This window comes from Scytonema sp. UIC 10036 (assembly GCF_009725235.1).
This window is the reverse complement of record NZ_WJFC01000090.1, coordinates 1-23,482: the sequence shown is the minus strand read 5'-3', so window position 1 is coordinate 23,482 and position 23,482 is coordinate 1. Positions and strand designations below refer to the sequence as shown.

Sequence of the window (23,482 nt, the reverse complement as noted above, 5' to 3'; positions counted from 1 at the left end):
TTCAGATTGCACGCACAGTTTTTTGACAAGTTAAGAAACTTTTACATTTTTTAAAGGGATTGCATATGCCAGCTTTCAACTATAGCCTACAAACTCTAGTAGGAAATGATTTTAGCGGTGACAACCTCAATGGCTCCACGTTTTTCAAAGCTACCTTGAACGGCGTTCTATTGACTCGAACACAGCTTAGAGGTACTAACTTTGAAGAAGCAGTTCTGCTCAACGTGGATGCATCGAACGCCGTCTTTGCCCCTAACAATAACTTTGAAGCAGCAACGTTCTTTAAGGCAACATTGGAGAACGTTAATCTTAGAGGAGCCAATCTGAGACAAGCTAATTTGTCGTCAATTAACACCAAATTCATTAACCTGTCAAATGCCGATTTAACGAATGCTAGTCTCCGAGAAGCCAATCTCAGTGGCGAACAATCTCAACGACCAAACCTTAGAGGCGCAAATTTTACAGGAGCCGATTTATACAAAGCGGATTTAAAAGCTGCTGACTTAACGGGTGCCATCCTAAGGAATGCCAAGCTTGAAGAGACTAACTTGGAAGCAACTCTCTTCGTAAATGTTGATGCAACAGGTGCTGACTTCCGACTGGCAAAACTTACAGATGTTACCCTGCAAAACTCTACTTTTGACCTAGCTAACTTCAGTAATGTCTCTCTAAGCGATGCTCCACTCGATCCAGGTCAACCGGGTAATGTCAAATTTCGTGGCGCTAACTTAAGCAACTTTCTTGCAGATGATGCCGTTTTCAGAGGTGCTGATTTTAGTCCCTATGTCGCTTCTAATGGCACTGTCACAGTTACAAATCTCACTGGAGCAAAATTTGACGACACTGACTTGAGTGGAGCTAACTTTACTCAAGCTAATGCTGAAGGACTCCTCTTCAACGGAACTGCTATTGGTGCAAATTTTACCAATGCCAACTTGAGAAATGCCGATTTGTCTAAGGGGAACTTTACAAACGCTACTTTTGTGGGAGCAGATCTCACTGGTGCGATCGCTGTTGATGCTATTGGTTTGTACCTTGGAGATGTTAATGACAACACCCTCAATGGAACCGACGATGGCGATAACTTGTTTGGCAATGATGGTAGTGATAACCTGAATGGTGCTGCTGGGAGTGATTATCTTGATGGAGGTCTGGGAAGCGATTCGCTAGTTGGTGCTGGCGGGAATGATACTCTATTTGGTGCTGGCGGAAGTGACACTCTTAATGGTGGTGGCGGTAGTGATTATCTTGATGGTGGACCGGGTAACGACTCTATAACAGGCGGTCCCGGAAATGACACCTTGATAGGTAGTGGTGGAAATGACACCCTGAATGGTGGTGATGGAATTGATACTTTTGTCTATAACAATGGCAATGGTCAAGATACTATTAATGGATTTGTTAAGGGTGTAGGAGGAGACATCCTTTCCTTCAATGGTATTGCTGCAATTGATGTACGTATAGTCAATGGTAGTTCTCAGTTTCGAGTAGGAGACGGCACTGCTGGCAATCCAGGCTTTGGTGATGGTAACCTGTTACTTACCCTTACCAATACTGAGTTTACTCTGGCTGACGTCAATAACAATGTCGCTTCCGCCAATCGCCCTACCTTTCAGTTTTCCTAAGAAATAACTTTGTAATGGGTACAGCCTCAGTAAACTTAGCATCATCTGTTGCTACTCTTAATTAACCGCAGAGGCGCAGAGGACACAGAGGTAAGAGGTGAGAAAGCTATTAATTTCCTCAAGTTTTGATCCACCTTGACAGGGTGCTTGTGGGCAATGTCCACCCTACTGGTACTACTGGTACAGCCTCAGTAAAGTTACTTTCATCTGTTGCTACTCTTATAATTGAGGATAGCAACAGATTGAATAGTTATAACGTAGCATTAATGCGAATTCTTTTTACTATTGCCCACTTTTTTAATCCTAAGAGTCAGGGTAAACACGCTTCCCAAAGGAAAGACCCCCAACCTCGCCTACAAGCATTGAGTCAAAACTTAACTGCGTTGCATCAGTTATTTGGAAAATCTCAAAGCATTATTAATATTGGACAACGGCTGGCTTTTCGAGCTAATCAACCACAAGCCTGCGATTTAGATATTATTATTTGTACGACTCAAAACGCTCATCTCCTCGATCGGCTTGAACTACCATCTCATTTTTACAAACACCATGCTACCAAAGTAGAGCCAATGCTATTGGGGTTTGAGTGTCAAGCACTACTACATGATTGTTTGGGTCAGTATGATTACTATTGCTTCTTAGAAGACGATCTCATTATTTACGATCCTTGGTTTTTTATCAAGTTAAACTGGTTTACTCAACAAGCAAGCGAGCAAAGCCTTCTTCAACCCAATCGCTATGAAGTCTCCACCCACGCTTTAACCTGCAAAGCTTACATTGATGGCGATCTAGCCCCGCAAGTCACTGCCCCCTTTCAAAATGTGAAAGAGCAACCAGAACTTAAAGGCACAATTATGGGAATGGCGATCGCCTTTCACCGCGCTCTCAATCCCCACTCTGGTTGCTACTTTCTTAATGCCAATCAAATGGCTTATTGGGTAAGCCAACCCTATTTTCTTGACCGAGATACCAGCTTTGTTGGTCCTTTAGAAAGTGCTGCTACCCTGGGAATTATGAAAACATTCCGAATTTACAAAACTCAACCAGAGCAAGCAAGTTTTTTTGAGATTTGCCACTTTGGAACGGCTTTTTTGGATTTGATTGGGGAAAAGGTAGATTTTGCAGGAACCTGAAAAGATAAGCTTATATAGCAATCCTATTTGAGATGCAAACAAGGAGGACAAGGAGGACAAGGAGGACAAGGAGGACAAGGAGGACAAGGAGGACAAGGAGGACAAGGAAGACAAGGAGGACAAGGAAGAGGTGTTTGTAAATCATTTAGGACTGCTATATCTTGCACCTGGAAATTTGAAGTAGATTTTAATTGTTTACGAAATCCTCACTAATTTCTCACATTACTTATCTAATGTAAGAGAAATCAATGCTATTTAAGGATTTCTGATGATTCTAGTTCAAGATACTTCAGACCACGAGTATTTTCGCGTTTTTGCAAAGGATGTTAACAACAATAGTTATTTTGTTGCACGTATAAAAAATTCGACACTTTTACCAAGCGACTTTTTTTGGTGCAACGCTAACGAATTGTTAAAATGCGGTCAGATTATAAAAGGTCGCTTGCAAACATCAGTAAATCTCTGAGTTTTTCATCTTATATCTTGCACCTGGAAATATGGATGTCAAAACCATGACTAATTGCAAGATATGAGGGTTACCCCTGTCTTCTGACTTTTCAAAATCATCTAATTTGTCTATCAAAATATTGAGGCTATAAATGAAATAGCTGAGGAACAAAAGTGTACAGGTATCTGCGCCAAACCTGCCATTCATGTCCACCAGAACCAGTCACCCAAACGTGTTTGATGCCAGCTTTTTCTAATGCTTCATGCAAGTTTTTATTATCTATGTAAAAATCATCTTTAGTATCACATCCCAACCAGAGTAAGCGAAGCTGGAGATTAACATTTCCTGTGTTTATAAAAACCCCACTGTAAGATGTCTTGACATCAAAATCTTTCAAGAAAGAACTGAAACCGCCCACCCAAGCAAACTTATCTAAATTATTTAGTCCCACTTGCAACGCTTGTCCACCTCCCATTGATAGTCCAGCTATAGCGCGATATTGTCTGTTAGCAATTGTTCGGTAAGTGCTATCGATGAGTGGAACCAAATCCTTGGTAACAACTTCTTCAAAAGCTTCAATACCCCACGAATCAGGTGGAAGCGGTACGTTTGGTTTGCGAGCATAGCCGTTGTCCATCACCACAATCATTGGTTTGGCTTTACCTACAGCGATGAGGTTATCGAGGATAAAATTAGCTCTTCCCTGTTCCGTCCACGCACGCTCGCTTTCTCCTGCACCGTGTTGTAAATATAATACTGGATATCGACGTTTGGTATTGGCATCGTAACCGGGCGGAGTATAAACGTAAACCCTCCTTAGCTCCCTAGTGACTCGCGAGTGATACCAACGAAGCCGCACTTCTCCGTGAGGTACCGATTTAGCCTCATAAAAATCAAGTTGGGGGTCAGGGACTTCCAACCCACTGCTAGCTTGTCCCCAACCAAAGTACGTTTGGCTTGATGGGTCGTTAACGGGAGTACCATCAACGATCAGTTGGTAGTAATGAAAACCAGGTGGAACTGGTGGAGTCGTTACCTTCCACACCCCATCTTCACCACGAATTAAATCTATTGGCTTTTTGCCAAGTATATTTTTGCCATCACGCCCTACAACCTGCACTCTTTTCGCTTCTGGTGCTTTAAACTGAAATGTCACACGTCCGTCTGAGTAAATATAGGGATATTGCTGACCGGGTACATTAGAAGGAGCAGGACGACCTTCCTCAGGCTGGGCGTAGACGGGTAGAGGTAAAAGTATAGCAAGAGTTATTAAAGTAGGGTAAAGAACTTTCATTTTTTCAATCATTATTTATAGCTACCATATATTTTGAAATCAAATACATACCAAAATCTTGATAGAAATATGGTTTACCCAATTTAGATTCAGAAGCGACTACAAATTTCTCAATAGAGTCATATTCTTTTGAAAAATATGCGTCGTGACCTTTGATGAAGTATAAGTTAATTTTTAGGGTATTTATTTTTTTTGATTTGATAGTAGAAAGTATATTCGACAGTACAGCATTGTAATCTTTAACAATGGCAACGTTTCCAGCCTTAACAATCAAAAACACATCTAATTCTTTTTGATTTAGATAAAAATTTGATATTTTGTCAGGCTTCCATACTAGAATTTGTTTATCAGATGGTATATTTTGAAAGTAATAATCGATACTCTTTTGACTGTAAGACGGATAACAGAGAATTAAGTCATTTGGCGGCCATTCTGATTCCACTAATTGAACCACGGTTCGATATTCTTCTACAGGTTTATAGGCTTGATTGGTTATCCAGTTTACGGAATAGTTTATGCTTAATAAAATGCAGCAGACAATCTCATCTCCCCATAATCCTTTATTTAAAGCTAGCAAACCTAGAATTATCGCTAATAAAAAGATTGCAGATATAACATAGGAGTAAATATTATTGATGCTGAAAGAATAATAGTTAATTGTTTTTTGACTCATTTTATTTACCCTTTACCTTACAAATAATCGCCTTAGTTGTGGCGATAAGCTAAGTACAGCTTGCACTTCGCGATCGCATTCTCTACGTCACACACCACACAAACATTCTCCGGTGACATCTTTTGAAAGAAAAGTTTGCTTTCTTCATCATCTGTCAACAAAATAACCTTTTTACTTGCTTTCAAAGCGAGAGCAATTTCTGATGCAGTTCCCGCACTCATACCGCAAGCAATGACTACATCACTCGAGAGGACATTGATATTATTGCGAGCATTTCCCAGATCGGTGAAAATAGCAATATCAACTGCCTCAGAAATTCCCTCATCTGTTTTACCAGGAAGAATACCAATAGTTAAACCGTTGGCAAATTTTGCTCCCTGACTTGCAGCTTCCATCACCCCAACATTTCTACCACCCGTTAGCAAAACCCAACCTTCTCGAGCAATTCGTTTACCCAGTTCATGGGCATTTCGGATATCAATATCTTTTGCTTGTTCTCCAGGTCCCATCACGCCAATAACAATTTTTCTCGGCACCATAGGGTTTGCTTTAAAGATTTTTATAAAGTCTACTGTTGTATCAATATCCCCCCTAGCCCCCTTAAAAAGGGGGGAAATAACTCTCAAAGTCCTCCTGACTAACAACTAACAACTAACAACTAACCACTAACAACTAACAACTAACCACTAACCACTAACCACTAACAACTAACAACTAACCACTAACCACTAACAAAGATTACCATTCCTCAGCCCAATAAATAATCTCTGAAGTCGAAGTATCAATTGCAACTCCAAAGCTTTCTCCATGATTCCATCGAAAATTTGAATTGCCCTTGTCATCTGCTCCTAATACAAGAACTTCATAGGAGGAAGGAAAGGATTCTTCTTGAGAATCACTTGTATGGAAGAAAGTTGTTGGCACTCCATTTGGCTGATTTGCATGAGCGTTGGTGTTACCACCTTGATATTTACGTTTCGCGATCGCTCTATACTGCGAAAGTAAATTTTGAATCTTTTGCGGCGATTGCTTTAAGCGCAGTTGAAAAAACCGATTTCCTTCAGAAGAGTTAGAAGAATAAGCAACACGCACACCTGAAGCGTCAGCAGGGATATCGGTAGGAAAATGTTTGATTTGTTCCCGATTAGACCACAATTTATGGCGAATATCTTGGTACTGGGAGCGATCACTGACTATCTCAGGCTGACTTCCACTGCTGATGGCTTTCCTGAGAAAAAAACCACTCCCGACAACACCAAGACTACCTAGAAATAGTATGACGACAGTGACGATATTAACAAATTGTGCGGACAGGTGATGTGCTGTTGTTAAGCTGCGCTTCATGAAATTGGGTGTACCTAACGAAAAATGTAGTACACCCAACTACTACCGAAAACAGTGACATTTCGTAAGTAGTATAGGAAAATTTCATGAAAATTTCATGAAATCTTTATGAATTGTCAGTAGAAATGCTGTGTTCTTGCAGAAATCGAGTTGGCAAGCGCAACTAAAAACTGCCAGCAATCATCCCGGAAAGTAAGATAAAACCAATCCAAACATTCTGCCGGAATATTTCACCATAGCTTGAGTTAGGCAAGTCTTTCTGTCCCAAGCGAATGCACTGCCAAACCCATCCCACAAAAGCGAAAGCAAGACTTATCCAAAAAATTAGGTGAAGTTGCAAAATCCAACCCAGCCAACCGAGTAAAATAGCAGTGCCGATAAAGAAAACTCCAATTGCCACAGGCGCGGATTCACCAAAAAATAAGGCGCTAGAATTCACACCAATTCTTTGGTCATCTTCGCGATCGCTCATAGCATAGACAGTATCAAATCCCAATGTCCACAGTACCGTTGCACCCCAAAGTATCCAAGTGGGAAGCGAAAGGGTGTGTGTAACTGCACTCCAGCTAATTAAAACAGCAAAACCCCAAGCAATGGAAAGTACCAGTTGTGGAACGGGAAAAACTCGTTTTGCTCCAGGATAAAGCAAAATTACAGGAACGGCTGCCACACACAACCAAAATGTGAGCGCGTTAAGATAGAAAGCGAGAACACCGGCACATCCCATCGCGACAGTGGCGACAACAATACCGACTTTTACGGAAAGCGCACGGCTAGCGAGAGGGCGATCGCGAGTTCTTTCAACCTGTGGATCTATATCTCTATCCCATAAATCATTGACAACACATCCCGCAGCGCTCGTAGCGAGAGTTCCCAGAACGATCGTACCAACCAGTGGTAAAGGCGGTTTTCCAGAAGCCGCTAAAAACACAGCCCAAAGGGCAGGAATCATTAAAATTAATCGTCCTTCTGGTTTATGCCACCGCAAAAGCCGGACGATCGCAAGCCATGTGGGTTTGGTGTTGCCTTCTGGCGTAGTCAGCATAGATCTGCAAAAAAATAGATATAGACAGAAAGCTTTATTAAGCTTTACATCTATAGAATATCCTTATTTGATATTTGTAAAAACACAACTACAAAGGGCAACTTTGAATGTGGCAAAGAAGTCACTTGAGGTTGTAGCTAACAGAGTCAATCTGAGCTTCTCAGGTAAAGCCCATAACCAGCAGAACTTGAGAACAAATTATGTTCCACATCAAACGATAATTATGCCGATCTTATCGGCAGTACCAGCTTTTCCCATGCCAAACAGAGAGAAAACATAGATGGTGAATTTAGTTTCAGCAAGCTGGGCGAGTATACCTACTCAACCAGTTGACCAACATCGGATTATAGCAGCTATTGATTTGGGGACAAATTCATTGCACATGGTGATCGTGCGAATCGAACCCACATTCCCAGCTTTTAGCATTATCGCTAGAGAAAAAGAAACCGTCAGGTTGGGCGATCGCGATCTCACAACAGGTCATTTGAAACCAGAGGTGATGGAACGGGCAGTAGCTGCTTTGGGGCGTTTCCAAAAAATAGCAAAAACCCTGAATGCCGAAACAGTCGTTGCTGTTGCTACAAGTGCAGTCCGGGAAGCCCCTAACGGAAAAGATTTTCTCAAACAGGTAAAAGAGGAATTGGGCTTGTGCGTTGACCTAATATCCGGTCAAGAAGAAGCACGGCGAATTTACTTGGGTGTCTTGTCGGGGATGGAATTCAACAACCAACCCCATATCATTATTGATATAGGTGGTGGTTCCACAGAATTGATTCTGGGTGATAGCCATGAAGCGCGTACTCTCACCAGTACCAAAGTAGGTGCAGTGAGACTGACGGGTGAATTCATTAAAACCGATCCCATCAGCAATATTGAATTTGAGTACTTACAAGCTCATGCACGGGGAATGTTGGAACGAGCTGTAGAAGAAGTACAAACAAACATCAAGTTTGGCGAACATCCTCGCTTGGTTGGGACTTCCGGGACGGCTGAAACTCTAGCAGCCATTGATGCCCGTCAAAAATTAGGTTATCTCCCCTCCACTCTTAACGGTTATGAAATGAGTCTCAGGGATTTGCGTGAGTGGGTTAATCGCTTCCGGAGAATGAGCAATGTAGAAAGAGCGACTATTCCCGATATGCCAGAAAAACGGGCGGAAGTGATACTGGCTGGTGCGATTATTATGCAGGAAGCCATGACTCTTTTGGGAGTCGAGTCATTTGTTGTGTGCGAACGTTCTCTGAGAGAAGGGGTAATTGTAGACTGGATGCTGGCTCACGGTTTAATTGAAGACCGTTTGCGCTACCAGAGTACGGTACGCCAACGGAGCGTTTTGAAAACAGCCACGAAATTCCACGTTAATGTAGAGCATAGCGATCGCGTTGCCGTATTTGCTCTTAGTATATTTGACCAAACGAAAGGGATACTTCATAATTGGGGCGCAGAAGAACGACAATTGCTTTGGGCAGCTGCAATATTACACAATTGCGGTCATCATGTCAGTCACTCCTCTCACCACAAGCACTCATATTATCTCATTCGTAATAGTGAATTGCTAGGTTATAACGAGACCGAGATAGAAATTGTTGCTAATTTGGCACGATATCATCGGAAATCCGCACCCAAGAAAAAACATGATAGTTATGGGAGTTTGAGCAGTAAAACTCACAGGCAAATTGTTAATCAGTTGAGCGCTCTTTTAAGATTGGGAGTAGCTTTAGATAGGCGACAAATTGGAGCCATTACACGAGTACAATGTGAATATTTGTCGAAAAAACAGGAATTTCATCTCAAGATTTTCCCCGCACATTTTGATGATGACTGTGCTTTAGAACTGTGGAGTTTAGATTATAAAAAAGGAATTTTTGAAGCGGAATTTGGGGTAAAATTAGTGCCAATTTTGGAAAAATCTACTGTTCCAAGTAGTTGTTAGAAAAATAATGGCATTTCTTTGAACCACAGTAGGGGCGCAAGGCTTTGCGCCCCTACTTGGATGCCTGCCGAGATATACGTAAATTGAGACACGTTGTAAAGCTTTGTTAAGCAGATTATCCAAACCTTTGATTTACCGTTGTTTCATGGCTGAACTGTAAGAGATCGATCGGTGAAAATATTCCCAAAATTGGCTATTAATGCACAAGTTTGAGATCTTGAAGAGGGTGAAGAGTTGATATTACCATGTAAAACATTGATTATCTCAATATCATTTTCAGGCAGGTTAGTAAATCCAAAAAGCACGTATCGCAACAATAGTTTACAACGTGTCCGTGTTTGCAGGTATCTCGGCAGACACCCAGATCCAGCAATTAACCGAGCAACTCAACCAATACCGCTCACTGGAAGCTGAATTAGAACAAGCATTGGGGGCAATTGCACGTATCAAGGAATCTGCAACCAAGTTTGATGCAGACGTTGAGGATGAGGTGTCACAGGCGCTTGTAGCAGCTGTGGGCGCTGGTCAATGGGTCAATCTGGTAGAGGATGATACCTCCGAATGGGGAGTAGATGAGGATGAGGAACCCCAAGCAGAAGAGATTAGCGAGTCAGAGGCACGGGAATCTATTCTCCCCCCCGACTTGCCTCAGCAGATATTACAGTGTCGCACTTGGGAAGAGATGAGAGCGATCGCCCTGACACATCCAGAAGCATTGGTGGAAGCACTTAAACGAGAACCAGCACTTGAGCGAACACTGCCCGGTCAGATTGCTATTTACATCAATATCGTGGGCAAGGCAGCTGAGAAAGACCTCTATAGCATCCCCACAGTCCTTGCGGATTCAGTTCGAGCTTTGCTCAACAGCGAAAACCTAACCCCCACAATCAAGCCAGCCAGTGATATAAGTCGTGCCGAAATCCAGGCAAAAGGACAAGAACTCTACAGTTTCAAACACTGGTCGGGAATCAGGGCTGTGCTCCAGCAATTTTCCGGTGCCACAAAATCTGAAATCTTACGAGAAATGGCGCTGTCAGCAGATACTAAGACCAAGACCAAGTTTATAGAGAATTTGCCCACAATCATTGCTAAGTATTGCAGCGATTCGGGCGATAACTCGGATCTGCAATGGCTACCAGGGACTGTGGCAAGGAAGGTTAAGGAGTTGTTAGGGCAACAGGCAGCCTAATGTATTAATTATCTAGTACACCAGGAGAAAATTGACCAATCGGGCTGATGTCATTAAAAGCTGCCCAGGAAATTTCGTGAAACGTTCTCTATTATTGGCTTTACAAAAGTAACTAGAACCGCAATAACAATTGAAAAGATAATAGCCTGTTTAAAAGAAAAATTTTCTATTTTTTTCTCCAGATCATCCAAACGTTTTACTAAATAAGGAAGAGAAGAAACTAAATCAGGACTATTCATTAAGTCAGTTGGAATTGAATCATAACCTATCTTATTTCGTGGATTTTCGTCATCTTTATCTAAGTCTGCATACCATATAGAGAAAACCCTCTCACCTCTTGCTACATGGAAGTTAAGAGGACCAGCATTATAAACAGCAAAAATTAGTTTTCCACTGTAGCCAGGATCGACATGAAAACCTGAAACATTAATCAGCCCATTTGATTTAAATTTAAATTTAATTGAAATAAACGCAAGTGCATTGTTAGGAACTTTAATGATTTCAGAAGTTATCAGAAATGCAAACTGTCCGGGAGGGATAGCAACAGTTTCCTTCTCTCTAAGAGTAATTTTTTTCCGCTCTTTCAGAGGTGTATCAGGAAGGGCTGAAATATAAATTTCTTCCCCCAAACACAATTCGTATGATGCAGACTGAATTTGCTCGGCATTAAATGGTTCAATTAAGCTAGGAAGATGAGACTTCAAAGTTTGTGATGACCAAAAACTCATTTTTATCCCCGCAAGATATCGTTAAGTGAATGTTTTCTTTCCACAGAGGCTAAACGCCGACTAGACTCTTCCAAAATAGAAATGTTTCGTGAGTGCGCTTCACGAACAAGAAGGAAAAAAAACTTTCGTATATTCTTATTCCAGGTAGATCGAATTGGGTAATCTTCTTGGTGATCTGTTGCTTCACAAGCCTTAGCTAGTTCAGCAAGAAGCTGAATATATTCATCAATGAAATTACCGTCAATAGAATTGATTCCATCAATCACCAACTCTTTCGCTAAAGAAATTCCTAAGAGATTGCTGGCAGAAACAATCATTATAAATGAATCAATAAATGCCCTACTATTTTCTGGCGCTGAAACAGGTAGAGACGAAAGAATTCCGAGGTATTTAACGAGGTGCAACGCAATATGATTCATTCGCCGGGAAATACCAAGTGCAATGATTTCATGATGATAAATTTCATCATGTTTCATTTGTAAGCGTTGATAAGCATTTAATTCTTCGGTTGAAATTAGTTGGTTTGACATAATCATAATATTTAGACCGATTTTATTCTTCAAATTTAGCCAGTCTTTCTCCCTAGATTGAGGCAAATAGACAGTTAAACTAAAAATTTTATATTTAACCCCTTCACATTTATTATTAGACGGACTGTGACCTATACAAGACCTTCAGATGGGTCATTAAAATGATAGCATTTTTATAATGCATCGATAGGTATAAAGTTACCGTAATCCCTCTCTAATATGATGACTAATAGCTAAATTATAGTGTTTTTCATTAGATTCTCCTTAGATTCAATGGAAAAAAGGTATTGCTGAACACTGATGATTCTACCACTGAACAAGCGCAGAATGTGAATGTCATTTTGATATATTATCTGGAATTTCAGGTGTTGTTTTTACTAGAAAATCTAATTCCAAAGATAATTGCTGACAATTCCTATTATTGATTTGTTGCAAATGGCGAATCTCTAATTGTAGTAATCTCGGCGCTAAAGTTTCTTTAACCTTATCGTTTATCCGCCATTTGGGCGGATAAAAATAATCGATTCTTTGAGGATTTGAAGTAAATTTTGATTTTATCTTTTTGCGATTACTTTTTAAATCAGGAAATGCCTCTCGGCAGTATTTATCAGTTTCACAAAAGAGATTTTGACAGTCTATCGCTTGTAATGGACGACCCCAAAGTGATTGAAAATTCAAACCTAAACGTTGAAACTCCTGCTCTTGGTTCTCAGTCATCCAATGAATAATATAAGTATAGGTTTTTCCACCAGTATCAAGAAAACATTTGCTAATACCACGTTCGGCTCCTGGTCCTGCTATAGTAAAGCTATTTTCGTCAAAATTGATAATTTCACTATAATTAATGTCTATCGCTAATTGGTAAGCCATAAACTTACCAAGCAGTGGATATTGTTGAATTATATTAAAAACTTCTTCAAGGCTTTTTACTTTAACTATACGAGTAATTACGTTGTCTTTAACCATCATTTTATCGATTAATGCCAAATGATTCTGGTGTTTCTTGTTATAGCCAAACTCTTTGCTGGCACACGACATATATGCACTAGTATAAATCGCTATCCAGATCCATAGCTCTTGCAATATGCTTGCTAATATTAAAACAATTAGTAATGTAATATAATTTCCAATTTTGTTCTAAATATCCCAATTTCTATTTTATTAAAAATTTAAATAGCAGAATTCTCAACAAACTTCTTCTTCATTCTGACTTCTATTCTCATCATAATTACATTTTTAATAAGGTATTGAGAAACGCGGTCACTTGCTCGATAAGCATTACAAAATTTATAACTTCTAATAATAGAGTCGTTCGTCCAAGGCTGTGGTGCATTGTTAATTTTGTTGAAAAATACTTCTTGGCGCAGGGTCGCAAATCGCCAATAAGTATCAAAAATTTCTTGTCTTACTTGCATACAGTACCCTTTTGATTTTATCTACCCGAATCATTACGGTTTGAGGTCTTCCGTTGTTAATTTCATATTATCTCCTATAAAAATCAGGCAGGAGGCAGAAAAAAGTAAAATTTCTGAAAACTTACTTAGTTGTAAGCGAAACTTATAAAGTCTAGTTATTTGGGTCTCAACAAAATGGATGTCCACCGAGATAGGTGTAAGATAGGACACTGCTCTTTTTCGTTGGAACTGTAGCACGAAAACATACCACTGGTGAGCCGAAGAATGTGCCAGTTGCAATCAAAACCCCCAGTACTCGCCACTGAGGGTTTTTGTTTGACCACACGTTTTTTGACTTATAATAATATCAGCCTTTTCCGATTAAGTCAACCAGCCCGTTATGGAAACGTTTCCGTATCGGTATCGCTCGCTCTCCCTTGGAAGGGTTTGTAGACAAGCTGTTTTGAATTCCGCCGAATATCGAAGGGGTACTGGTAACAAAATGTTAGCGCTGTGCCAGTTAGCTCACTTCCGCGCAGTATAAGACAAAACTTTATTGTTATTGGCTCTACCTATCCACCTACCTCCTTGTAATGTACTGCTAAAAGTGTTCTCATTCAAAAAGACTGCTTATATTTAAGCAGTCTTCTATAGGTGGATGCCTAAGAATGCTTGCAATCTAACTGATACAACCAAGGTGATTCTGCCATCTTTGATAACTCCGCTACCACCTATAAATCAAAAGCACTAAATCATAGCTGATATCGGTGATAGCAAAGCTATCATAAGCAGATTTTATCAGAGCGGGCTGAAATGGCGTTTTTGCGTGGTCGGGAACTTGAACGAGTGATAAGGGCAGTTTATCGAACGCGAGCGGGGGAACGAAAGCATGGTAGTTTGAGTCATGTATTCCACTAAATGCGTATTTCGTGTAGTTTCCCCTAAAAACAAAAAATGAAGGTCAACGGCAACGGGCAAGGGGCAATTTTGACCCCCGAAGAATTACGACTACTTTTTACAGAGGGATTTACAAATCCCCGCGATCGTGCTTTGTTTGGCATCTGTTTATTTACTGGTTGCCGCGTGTCTGAAGCGCTAGCACTCCAAACCACTGATATAAAAGGTGGAACCATTACTTTTAGAAAGTCTACCACCAAAGGCAAACTGAAAACCCGCGTTGTGGACATCCAGCCCGGATTGGCAGCAATGTTAGCTGAGTACCAGCCAAAGCCGGGGGCTTTGTTCCCCGGTATGCGTGGCGTGACCGAACATCTGACCCGGTTTGCAGCTGACAAGATTCTCAAAGATGCTTGTACCCGTGTTGGTTTAACTGGTGTCAGTACCCACAGTTTTAGGCGTACTGCCCTAACTCAGATGTCAAGCGCTGGTGTTCCATTACGTCATATCCAAGAAATATCGGGACATAACGACTTAGGGACATTGCAACGGTATCTCGAAGTGACACCAGAACAACGGAAGAAAGCTGTTTCTGTTATTGGGTTTTGATGCGAGCGCTGTGCGTAATGACTTTGACCCAATAATAATTCCTTGCATTCAATTCTTATGAAGAAGATTTTGATTTTATCAGCTAATCCTATAAATACAAATAAATTACGCTTGGATGAGGAGGTTAGAGAAATTCGGGCTGCTTTAGAACGCGCTCAAAATAGAGAAGCATTTGAATTAATCACAAGAGAAGCAATCCGGATTGATGACTTACGTCGTACATTGTTGGATAACAAACCGCAAATTGTGCATTTTTCTGGTCATGGAACTGGAACTGATGGTTTAGTTTTGGAGAATACTTCGGGAGAGCCTCAGATAGTAAGTACTGAATCGCTTGAGCATTTATTTGAGTTATTTAAAGAGCAAGTTGAGTGTGTATTGCTCAACGCTTGCTATTCCGAAATTCAGGCAGAAGCAATTTTCCAATATATTGATTGTGTCATCGGGATGACACAGCCGATTCAAGATGATTCAGCTATTTATTTCTCTAAAGGATTTTATGATGCCCTTTTTGCAGAAAGAAGCTATGTAGATGCTTTTAAATTTGGTCAGAATAATATTAATTTAAATAAGAGTTCTCCGTCTAATATTCCAGTTCTTAAAATCAGACATAACTTCAGGAATTCATTTAACAACAATCAAAGAACGACTCAATCATCCCTAACTAAGCCAAGTGTTAGTACTGCTGTCGTGTTAGTTTTGAGTACTGGTTTAGTAGGATTTTTTATATCACTAGGTGATACTGAACTTGTAACCAAAGTTACTCTCTCTGTTTGTATTGTCTTTTTATGGTTGCTTTGCGCCTACTTCTACTGGTATTGGAAACCACCCGCCGCCAAACCCTCTAAACAATATAGAAGATTACGCCGTTTAGTCCTTGTAGGCATGGTTGCCATTCCTATCTTGACAGCTATTGGTGGTTATGTATGGCATAATCTTCCAACTAAAGACATTATTGTTCTCCTCGCTGATTTTGAAAGCTCAGGCTCTGAACAGAAAAACTACCGCGTTACTCACAATATTTTTGAGGCACTTTATAATTCAACCAAGAAATATCCTGATGTCAAGATAAAACGGTTAAACAAAGCTATCACTGAACAAGAGAATGCTCTATTAGAAGGAAAAAAGCATAAGGCAACTATTGTTATCTGGGGTAACTATGGGGCAACAGAGCAAGCAGTACAGTTAAGCGCATACTTTGAAGTATTGCGTACTGAAGTATTGCGTACTATAGAAGAATTACCTGAGATAAAACCTTTAGGGCGAACAGCAGCTGTATCTGAACTAAAAAGTTTCAAACTGCAAGCTAATCTGTCAAAAGAGATGCTCTACCTCAGCCTTTTTACTGTAGGGCTAACTCGCTACACAGCTAATGATTGGGATAGAGCTATTGCCAGTTTCACTGACGCATTGAAAAATATTAAAGAACCAATTTTGGCGTTAGACCAAACTATAGTCTACTTTTATCGAGGGACTTCCTATTCTAAGAATGGCGAATATGACCGCGCTATTAATGACTTTAACCAAGCCCTTAAATTGAATCCAAAAGACGCTGTTGCTTACAACAACCGAGGGCTTTCCTATTCTGATAAGGGCGACTATGACCGCGCTATTAATGACTTTAACCAAGCGATTAAACTGAATCCTAATTACGCTTTAGCTTACAACAGCCGAGGGCTTTCCTATTTCAAAAAAGGCGAATATGACCGCGCTATTAATGACTATAACCAAGCGATTAAACTGAATCGTAATTACGCTAATGCTTACTATATTCGAGGAAATTTTTATTATAATAAAGGCGAATATGACCGCGCTATTAATGACTATAACCAAGCGATTAAACTGAATCCAAAAGACGCGGATGCTTACTACAAACGAGGAATTGCTTACAAAAATAAGGGCAGTAAAGATAAGGCACAAGAAAACTTTAAGAAAGTATTAGAATTAAACGATGATAAAGAGTACCGTCAAAAAGCTGAAAAAGAACTTCGAGAACTTGGTATCCTATGAGGAATTTCGCGCCGCACTTGGTTTACCGCCGGAACCATCTAAGTTGACCAGGGAGTGGCGATTAGCTTAGAGGAGTGCCTGCAAGAGTGATCGCCGTGAAACAAGAATTGCTTGCCAAAAACCCCCAGCACTCGCTACTGAGGTGTTTTGCTTTGGTTGCACCTTGTCCACACGTTTTTTTTCAATGATAATTTTTTTTTCGGAATATGCCGAAGTCTTGAAGAGTGTCTACGCGTAATCACTCTTACTTAACCTGAGTTCATTTGATGGATGAGTGAATTCAAACTTTGAGGTAGTGCGGGCGAATCTTCTATTGCAGTTTGTTGGGCGATCACCCCTACAAAAATTTCTGTATTTCTGTAAATACGTTTAGCTTTGACCACCATAGTGCTGCTCTAGCAAGTCTCGTAGCAGGTCAGCCATTGTTACCCCTGCATCAACGGCTTGGCGCTTGATTGCCCTGTGCAGCGATTCAGGGATATCTAAGGTCAAGCGCTTCATCTTTTCAGGTTGCTCCTGTTGGGGTTGAGGAGTTGGGGTGCGATCGCTCACCCATTGTTCCATATCCACAGGTTTTGGTTTCTTGCCAAAGTTGACTTTTTTAGCTGACATCACTTAACCCCCAACTTCAATAACTCCTGAACCAGTGCTTTAACTTCCTTGGACGCGGAACCGTTTTTATCAACCTCCAGAACGGTTTTACCTTCAGCAGCTGACTCAGCAAACACAACGCGCTGACTGACAGCTGACTGAAGTACCGGAAATGGGTACTGCTCAAGCGCTTCCACCACATCCCGACCAATTGCAGTATTTACGATTTTACGATTAATTACAAATACTGCTTTCAGGTTTTCTTTAAATACATTCGCTTCCTGAATCAGTTTAACAACCTCATCAGCTGCCCATATGTCATACGGGCTTGGTTGAATTGGGATAACAACGATATCAGCTGCAATAATCGCACTTCTTGCCAGGTCAGAAACTCGTGGTGGTCCATCTATCACCACATGGTCATAACCAGCTGCCACTGTTGGTAAGTCGCGGTGGATGGTAGGACGGTCAAGCCCTATGACTGGAAATGGCGGTTCCTCTCCCCGTGCTGCTGCCCAATCCCGTGCTGACCCCTGTGGATCTGCATCCACCAGCAAAACACGCTTCTTTTTTAGGGCTAGGGCATGGCTGATATGGACGGCGATCGTTGTCTTCCCCACTCCCCCTTTCTGATTCTGGACTGAAATAATCATTTCTTTAATTGTGTTCCCTCATAATAAAGTTCTTTCCTGAACAATAAAGTCCTTTCCTAAACAATAAAGTCTTTTATTAACTGGTACATTTTGGATGATCCCGATAAGTTGTAAGTGGACAAGTTCATTTGCTGTCATTGTTGTTGGAGGCAGAGGCATTATCTTGTAGTTGGCTCCACTCCGAAATTAATTCTACGTGAGAGTAAAGAACTTTATTGTTTGTGACTTGGCGAGGCTAAGAGAAAAATCGCTCGACCGTAAAGAATTTTAGAAAAATTGTACAACGAGAATAGTTAGCTGAACTTAAGATGCTCCCAAAGCGCGAATTTTACGTCCCTAGTTCAGGACACACTCAAAAATAATTACCTAGACTCGGCAGTTTTATTCTACATACATAAGTTTGAGCTAGGAGAATAAAAACTTGAACTGGTGTTACAGCAAAACTTTGTGGATTGTGGCTGTAGCAAACACAACCGTCATATTGTAGCGCGAGCGCGTACCTCTGCTCTCGTTCAGCTAATTATTCTCTAGTTCAACTAATTATTCTCCAGTTCAGCTAATCATTTTCTTTGTACAAAAATATTGGGAGCGACAGAATGAGGTTTTCAGCCTTTACCACTAAAGAACTTTATTGTCTGCGTACATAATTGAAGAAAAGCGTATTTATACATTTACAGAAATGTTCAGAGAAAACAAGTTTTTAGAGGTGCGATCGCTATTGCTCTTACCCGCACCCCATTTTCAGTACAAGCATACCACCTGTTTTGATTGCTGCAATTGAGTAAGTAGAATAACGCACCTTATTTTTTGATAAACCAATGGCTAATTGTCCTAATTGCGGGTCAAATCACATCCAGTTAAAGAAAGAAACTAATGTCTCTTGGGGACGGGCTGCTGCTGGCTGGGCTTTGTTTGGCGTCGTTGGAGCAGCTGTAGGCGCGGTCACAGGAGAGGACAGGAATGTCAACGCCTGTCTCGATTGCGGCACATCGTGGAAAGCAGCAGATTTATACAATGTTCTTCAAAGAATAGAAAGCTTAACAGGTGCGGTACTGGATTTGTCAGTCAAAAAGCACCGAGCGTATTTGAACAATTTCATGACTGATGTCATTTCTTGCTATGAGGAAATTGCGATCGCGGACAAGGAAGCAGAAAGGTTGTTCAAAGAAATTGAAAACGTTTCAACAACAGTAGACGAGCCTATGGGTTGTGGTATAGCGCCTTTAGGAGCGTTTGTGGGTTTCGGCATTTCTGCTATTAGCGGTCTTCCTATTACATTTTTGTTTCTTCCAGTAATAGGGTTCCTTGTTGGCATGAGGCTTGGCACTAAGTTAAAAGACTCAATTAAAGAAACGCTTGAACAGCAGGCAATTGAAAAAAGGCGGCAAGCAAATGAAAAGAAGCGGCAAGCAACAGAGATGAAGATTCAAGCACGAGAAAAATACGAGCGTGCGCTTGACGACTTTATCGCAAATCATCCTTTGAATTAAAGTTTTCTCACTGAGGAATTCCCCAGTGAGATTTTGGTAAATAAAGGTCTTGGTTAATTGGGTGATCGCAACCAACTTTTTTTTATGTCAGCAAACCTTGACTTTCAGTGCATAAGTTCTTTGCGCTTATTCCTAATAATGATGTAGGGGTTGTTTGCGTAAATCAATGACTCAAAAACTTCGCGATCGCTTCAAAGCACTTCTACACCCATCGTCTCTCATAGCACTTTTGCTTATTGGTGTCTTTGGAATCATTTTATTAATATGGATACTTCCGCAAAGGTACATTAACTCCTTAGATATTCCTGATATCAAAGAGCGCGTAACGCTCGAAAATGCAAGTCGTGGTACTTTGACTCAAGGTTTAACTGGTGTCATGTTGTTCACCACCGCCTTTATTGCATGGCGAAATCTTGTTGCCACAGAAGAAAAACAAGTGACAGAACGTTTTAGCAAAGCAGTTGAACAGTTAGGTAATGAAAATATTCACGTCCGACTGGGAGCAATCTACGCACTTGAGCGGATTTCTAAGGATTCTGACAAAGATTATTGGCAGATTATGGAAATTCTGACTGCTTACGTGCGTGAGATATCCCCTTACCCACCTAGAGATAAAGCAGATAAAGATAAAGCAAACAACAAGCCACTTTGGGAAAGTGTACTCAGCATCCATCAAAAAGACAACCACCCTACCACAACTGATGACCAAAAAGATATCCCTTCTACTGGAACAGACATTCAAGCAGTTCTAACTGTTCTCTCCAGGCGCAATTCAATTTACACGCAGAAAGAAAAATACAGATTAGATTTAAGTAATAGCAACCTTAGAGAAGCAAACTTTGACGATATCAATCTTATTAGGGCTAATCTTAATGGCACATATCTCCGAGAAGCTTTTCTCAACAGAGCTTTTCTCAATCATGCCCAAATTCTATGTGCTCACCTCAATGGTGCCAGACTCCACAAAGCCCACCTCTCTGAAGCTTACCTCACGTATGCCAAGCTGATCAGTGCCGACCTCACCTATGCTGACCTTAGAGGTGCCGACCTCACCTATGCTGACCTTAGAGGCGCTAACCTCACCTATGCTGACCTTAGAGGTGCCAACCTCTCAGCCGCTAACCTCACTGATGCTAACTTCTTTGGTGCCAAAAATCTGACTCCTGAGCAAGTTAAGAAAGCAAGAAATTGGAACAAAGCAAAGTATAGTGAGAAATTTAGTAAGCAACTAGGCTTGCCACCAGAACCATCGAAGTAGACCGGGGAGGGCAGCAATTAGCTTAGAGTGCCTGCTTTTTCCATTTCGTGTAATGCCAACTTTTGACTCAAAGTTGGTAAAATACTCCTAGTTGGTGAAGCCACTCTACGAGAAATCAATACTTTGAGCCATGTAGTCAACTTTAATGCCCTTTCGTTAACTGGTGCATTACTTGTGAGTCGAAACTTAAACTATAAGTTTGTTACTTTAATTGCAGAATTAACAACAAAAATTATGTGGTAATAAATAGGATGCCGTGCTTATGAGTTAGCATATGGAGCCATTAACTGCTGGTGCAATCGCAATTGGAACTGTGATTGCGACAAAGGCTTTGGAAAAAACAGGCGAAAAGGTAGGAGAAACTCTATGGAATAAAACTGGTGAGTTTCTCGTCACCCTCAAAAAACACTCTCCCCATACTGTAGTTGCTATTGAAAAAGCGCCCTCTCAACCACTCGATTACGGTAAAGCTGTATTAGATGTGGAATCAGCAGCAAAAGCTAATCCTGAAGTTCATCAAGCTGTGCAGGAATTGGTAGCTGAAACTAAAGCTGATCCAAAAATTGCTTCAAAGGTTCAAGAGCTAGTAGAAACTAACATTAATTTTCAACCAGCAACTATTATAAATCACACTAAGTTAGCTGAGTCAATTAAAAACGTCTTTCAAGGAAATAATTTTTATGGTGGTCAAGTTTTTTGACTGCCGTCGCCCGAACGGGAACGGGCAAAGTTAAATCCCCCAAATAATGTTGTGTTTCAAGGTTCTGCCAATTTTGTTGGCAGACAGCATGAACTTTCCCTACTGCAAGAGAAGTTGCAGCAACCAGGCGTAGTGGCGATTTCTGCTGTTTCTGGTATGGGTGGTGTTGGCAAAACCGAACTCGCAACGCAATACGCACATCAACATCAAGCGGATTACCCTGGTGGAATTTGCTGGTTAAATGCCAGAGAATCAAATGTGGCTGCAGAAATTATCCAGTTTGCCCAAGCTTACATGAATCTGGAAGTACCGCAGCAGGATTTCCGAGGAAGACAGCTAAGTCTCACTGAACAAGTACACTGGTGCTGGCAGCACTGGCAACCACCAGAAGGACTGGCGTTGGTAGTATTGGATGATATTACAGATTTGGGGAGTTGTCGAGAGTTCCTGCCAACGGCTCATCGCTTCCGCGTGTTGATGACAACACGGTTGCGATACCTCGACACCAACATTGAGGAGATATCTCTGGATGTGCTGTCACCAGAAGAAGCTTTGGAATTGTTGACAAAGCTGGTGGGTGAAAGACGGGTGCAAAAGGAAGAGGAAACAGCGAAACAATTATGTGAATGGCTGGGATATCTCCCTTTGGGTTTGGAATTGGTGGGGCGGTATTTGGCTAAAAAACCTCCCCATTGGAGTTTAGCTAAGATGTTGCAGCGGCTTCAACAGCAGCGACTTCAAGATGAAGCGATAAACCGCCATAAGCAACAATTGCAAAAAACCTTGAGTACAGCACAGCTTGGGGTTTTGGATGCGTTTGAATTAAGTTGGCTGGAACTCGATCCGATGACACAGCGTGTCGGTGAGTTATTAAGTTTATTTGCACCAGATATCTTTGCTTGGAAATGGGTAGAGTCTGCAACTTCTCGGCTGAATTGGGATGCAACGGAAGTTGAAACAGCAGTTGAGCAACTTTACGAGCGTCATTTGATTCAATCGGTGGAAGATAAAAGTGGAGATATAGATTATTGCTACAAAATTCATCCCTTAATTCGGGAGTTTTTGAAACTCAAGCAAGCAGCATCTGAACAAATTGATGAGTTGAAACGCGCTTTTGCAGAAACTTTTATTGCAATTGCTAAAAAAATTCCCGATTCGCCAACTCAGGAGATAATTAAGTCAGTCAAAGATGCTATTCCACATTTAGCAGAAGTTGCACAAAATCTGAGTGCATCAGTCAGTGATGAAAATTTAATTTCGGTTTTTGCTGGTTTAGGTAGATTTTATGAAGGACAGGGTTTGTATGCGCTAGCAAAACCGTGGTTAGAGCAATGTGTATCAGTCGTCCAATCCCGTTTGGGAGATGAGCATCCGGATGTCGCCGCCAGTTACAATAACTTGGCTGGACTCTACAAATCCCAAGGACGGTACACTGATGCTGAACCTCTCTACATCAAAGCATTGGAACTCAGACAACGCCTGCTGGGAGAAGAGCATCCGGATGTCGCCGCCAGTTACAATAACTTGGCTGGACTCTACTCTGACCAAGGACGGTACACTGAAGCTGAACCACTCTACATCAAAGCATTGGAACTCAGACAACGCCTGCTGGGAGATGAGCATCCGGATGTCGCCGCCAGTTACAATAACTTGGCTGGACTCTACAAATCCCAAGGACGGTACACTGATGCTGAACCTCTCTACATCAAAGCATTGGAACTCAGACAACGCCTGCTGGGAGAAGAGCATCCGGATGTCGCCGCCAGTTACAATAACTTGGCTGGACTCTACTCTGACCAAGGACGGTACACTGAAGCTGAACCACTCTACATCAAAGCATTGGAACTCAGACAACGCCTGCTGGGAGATGAGCATCCGGATGTCGCCGCCAGTTACAATAACTTGGCTGGACTCTACAAATCCCAAGGACGGTACACT

At 41.2% G+C, this 23,482-nt stretch carries 22 protein-coding genes; 11 read left to right on the top strand and 11 right to left on the bottom strand.

Annotated features, from left to right (window positions below; genetic code table 11):
• The first annotated feature begins 65 nt into the window (after window positions 1-65).
• The 3 genes from F7734_RS33280 (at window position 66) to F7734_RS33270 (ending at window position 2,971) form a co-directional block, all read left to right on the top strand.
• Entirely contained in the window at window positions 66-1,625 is a 1,560-nt protein-coding gene (locus tag F7734_RS33280; protein ID WP_155748817.1) for a pentapeptide repeat-containing protein, read from the top strand.
• 266 nt (window positions 1,626-1,891) lie between these two features.
• Window positions 1,892-2,758 (top strand): calcium-binding protein, encoded by an 867-nt coding sequence (locus F7734_RS33275; RefSeq protein WP_155748831.1) that lies wholly within the window; start codon window positions 1,892-1,894, stop codon window positions 2,756-2,758.
• Window positions 2,759-2,785: 27 nt separating this feature from the next.
• A complete protein-coding gene (locus tag F7734_RS33270) occupies window positions 2,786-2,971 on the top strand; it encodes a hypothetical protein (protein WP_155748816.1) in 186 nt (61 codons plus the stop codon).
• A 380-nt stretch (window positions 2,972-3,351) separates the two neighbouring features.
• Here F7734_RS33270 and F7734_RS33265 read toward each other — a convergent pair whose 3' ends face one another.
• From F7734_RS33265 to F7734_RS33245, 5 genes are all read right to left on the bottom strand, one after another.
• Complete coding sequence (locus F7734_RS33265) at window positions 3,352-4,500, bottom strand: alpha/beta hydrolase-fold protein (RefSeq protein ID WP_155748815.1); 1,149 nt, start codon at window positions 4,498-4,500, stop codon at window positions 3,352-3,354.
• A 4-nt stretch (window positions 4,501-4,504) separates the two neighbouring features.
• On the bottom strand, window positions 4,505-5,173 hold the full coding sequence (locus F7734_RS33260; protein ID WP_155748814.1) for a hypothetical protein: 669 nt from the start codon (window positions 5,171-5,173) through the stop codon (window positions 4,505-4,507).
• 32 nt (window positions 5,174-5,205) lie between these two features.
• Window positions 5,206-5,712 carry a TIGR00725 family protein gene (locus F7734_RS33255; protein ID WP_166482302.1) on the bottom strand — a complete coding sequence of 169 codons (507 nt, stop codon included), beginning with the start codon at window positions 5,710-5,712 and terminating at the stop codon, window positions 5,206-5,208.
• A 199-nt stretch (window positions 5,713-5,911) separates the two neighbouring features.
• Window positions 5,912-6,517 carry a hypothetical protein gene (locus tag F7734_RS33250; RefSeq protein ID WP_155748813.1) on the bottom strand — a complete coding sequence of 202 codons (606 nt, stop codon included), beginning with the start codon at window positions 6,515-6,517 and terminating at the stop codon, window positions 5,912-5,914.
• Window positions 6,518-6,680: 163 nt separating this feature from the next.
• Entirely contained in the window at window positions 6,681-7,562 is an 882-nt protein-coding gene (locus tag F7734_RS33245; RefSeq protein WP_155748812.1) for a 4-hydroxybenzoate solanesyltransferase, read from the bottom strand.
• A gap of 280 nt (window positions 7,563-7,842) precedes the next feature.
• Between F7734_RS33245 and F7734_RS33240 the strand changes: the two genes are divergently transcribed.
• Window positions 7,843-9,495, top strand: a complete 1,653-nt coding sequence (locus tag F7734_RS33240) for a Ppx/GppA phosphatase family protein (RefSeq protein WP_155748811.1) — start codon at window positions 7,843-7,845, stop codon at window positions 9,493-9,495.
• A gap of 328 nt (window positions 9,496-9,823) precedes the next feature.
• Window positions 9,824-10,684 (top strand): hypothetical protein, encoded by an 861-nt coding sequence (locus F7734_RS33235; RefSeq protein WP_155748810.1) that lies wholly within the window; start codon window positions 9,824-9,826, stop codon window positions 10,682-10,684.
• 53 nt (window positions 10,685-10,737) lie between these two features.
• Here F7734_RS33235 and F7734_RS33230 read toward each other — a convergent pair whose 3' ends face one another.
• From F7734_RS33230 to F7734_RS64095, 4 genes are all read right to left on the bottom strand, one after another.
• Window positions 10,738-11,412 carry a deoxycytidine triphosphate deaminase gene (locus F7734_RS33230; RefSeq protein ID WP_155748809.1) on the bottom strand — a complete coding sequence of 225 codons (675 nt, stop codon included), beginning with the start codon at window positions 11,410-11,412 and terminating at the stop codon, window positions 10,738-10,740.
• A gap of 2 nt (window positions 11,413-11,414) precedes the next feature.
• Entirely contained in the window at window positions 11,415-11,948 is a 534-nt protein-coding gene (locus F7734_RS33225; protein WP_207714278.1) for a hypothetical protein, read from the bottom strand.
• 330 nt (window positions 11,949-12,278) lie between these two features.
• A complete protein-coding gene (locus F7734_RS33220) occupies window positions 12,279-12,980 on the bottom strand; it encodes a nucleotide kinase domain-containing protein (protein ID WP_243147225.1) in 702 nt (233 codons plus the stop codon).
• 131 nt (window positions 12,981-13,111) lie between these two features.
• Window positions 13,112-13,357 (bottom strand): nucleotide kinase domain-containing protein, encoded by a 246-nt coding sequence (locus F7734_RS64095; protein WP_243147218.1) that lies wholly within the window; start codon window positions 13,355-13,357, stop codon window positions 13,112-13,114.
• 933 nt (window positions 13,358-14,290) lie between these two features.
• On the opposite strand from F7734_RS64095, the gene F7734_RS33215 reads away from it, so the two are divergent.
• Both F7734_RS33215 and F7734_RS33210 read left to right on the top strand, forming a co-directional pair.
• Complete coding sequence (locus F7734_RS33215; RefSeq protein ID WP_155748807.1) at window positions 14,291-14,842, top strand: site-specific integrase; 552 nt, start codon at window positions 14,291-14,293, stop codon at window positions 14,840-14,842.
• Between the two features lie 57 nt (window positions 14,843-14,899).
• Window positions 14,900-16,852 carry a tetratricopeptide repeat protein gene (locus F7734_RS33210; RefSeq protein WP_155748806.1) on the top strand — a complete coding sequence of 651 codons (1,953 nt, stop codon included), beginning with the start codon at window positions 14,900-14,902 and terminating at the stop codon, window positions 16,850-16,852.
• Window positions 16,853-17,221: 369 nt separating this feature from the next.
• Here the strand turns inward: F7734_RS33210 and F7734_RS33205 are convergent, their stop codons facing one another.
• A complete protein-coding gene (locus tag F7734_RS33205) occupies window positions 17,222-17,464 on the bottom strand; it encodes a CopG family transcriptional regulator (protein ID WP_155748805.1) in 243 nt (80 codons plus the stop codon).
• Window positions 17,464-18,096 carry a ParA family partition ATPase gene (parA, locus tag F7734_RS33200; protein WP_155748804.1) on the bottom strand — a complete coding sequence of 211 codons (633 nt, stop codon included), beginning with the start codon at window positions 18,094-18,096 and terminating at the stop codon, window positions 17,464-17,466. The genes F7734_RS33205 and parA overlap by 1 nt, the downstream gene beginning before the upstream one ends.
• A gap of 818 nt (window positions 18,097-18,914) precedes the next feature.
• Between parA and F7734_RS33195 the strand changes: the two genes are divergently transcribed.
• The 4 genes from F7734_RS33195 to F7734_RS33180 all read left to right on the top strand — a co-directional run.
• Window positions 18,915-19,586, top strand: a complete 672-nt coding sequence (locus tag F7734_RS33195; RefSeq protein ID WP_155748803.1) for a hypothetical protein — start codon at window positions 18,915-18,917, stop codon at window positions 19,584-19,586.
• A 166-nt stretch (window positions 19,587-19,752) separates the two neighbouring features.
• Entirely contained in the window at window positions 19,753-20,844 is a 1,092-nt protein-coding gene (locus tag F7734_RS33190; protein ID WP_155748802.1) for a pentapeptide repeat-containing protein, read from the top strand.
• Window positions 20,845-21,118: 274 nt separating this feature from the next.
• The gene (locus F7734_RS33185; RefSeq protein WP_155748801.1) at window positions 21,119-21,544 is read left to right on the top strand and encodes a hypothetical protein; all 426 of its coding nucleotides are present in this window, start codon (window positions 21,119-21,121) and stop codon (window positions 21,542-21,544) included.
• Between the two features lie 51 nt (window positions 21,545-21,595).
• Window positions 21,596-23,482: tetratricopeptide repeat protein (locus F7734_RS33180; RefSeq protein ID WP_347566330.1), on the top strand; the 1,887-nt coding region annotated here is incomplete at its 3' end.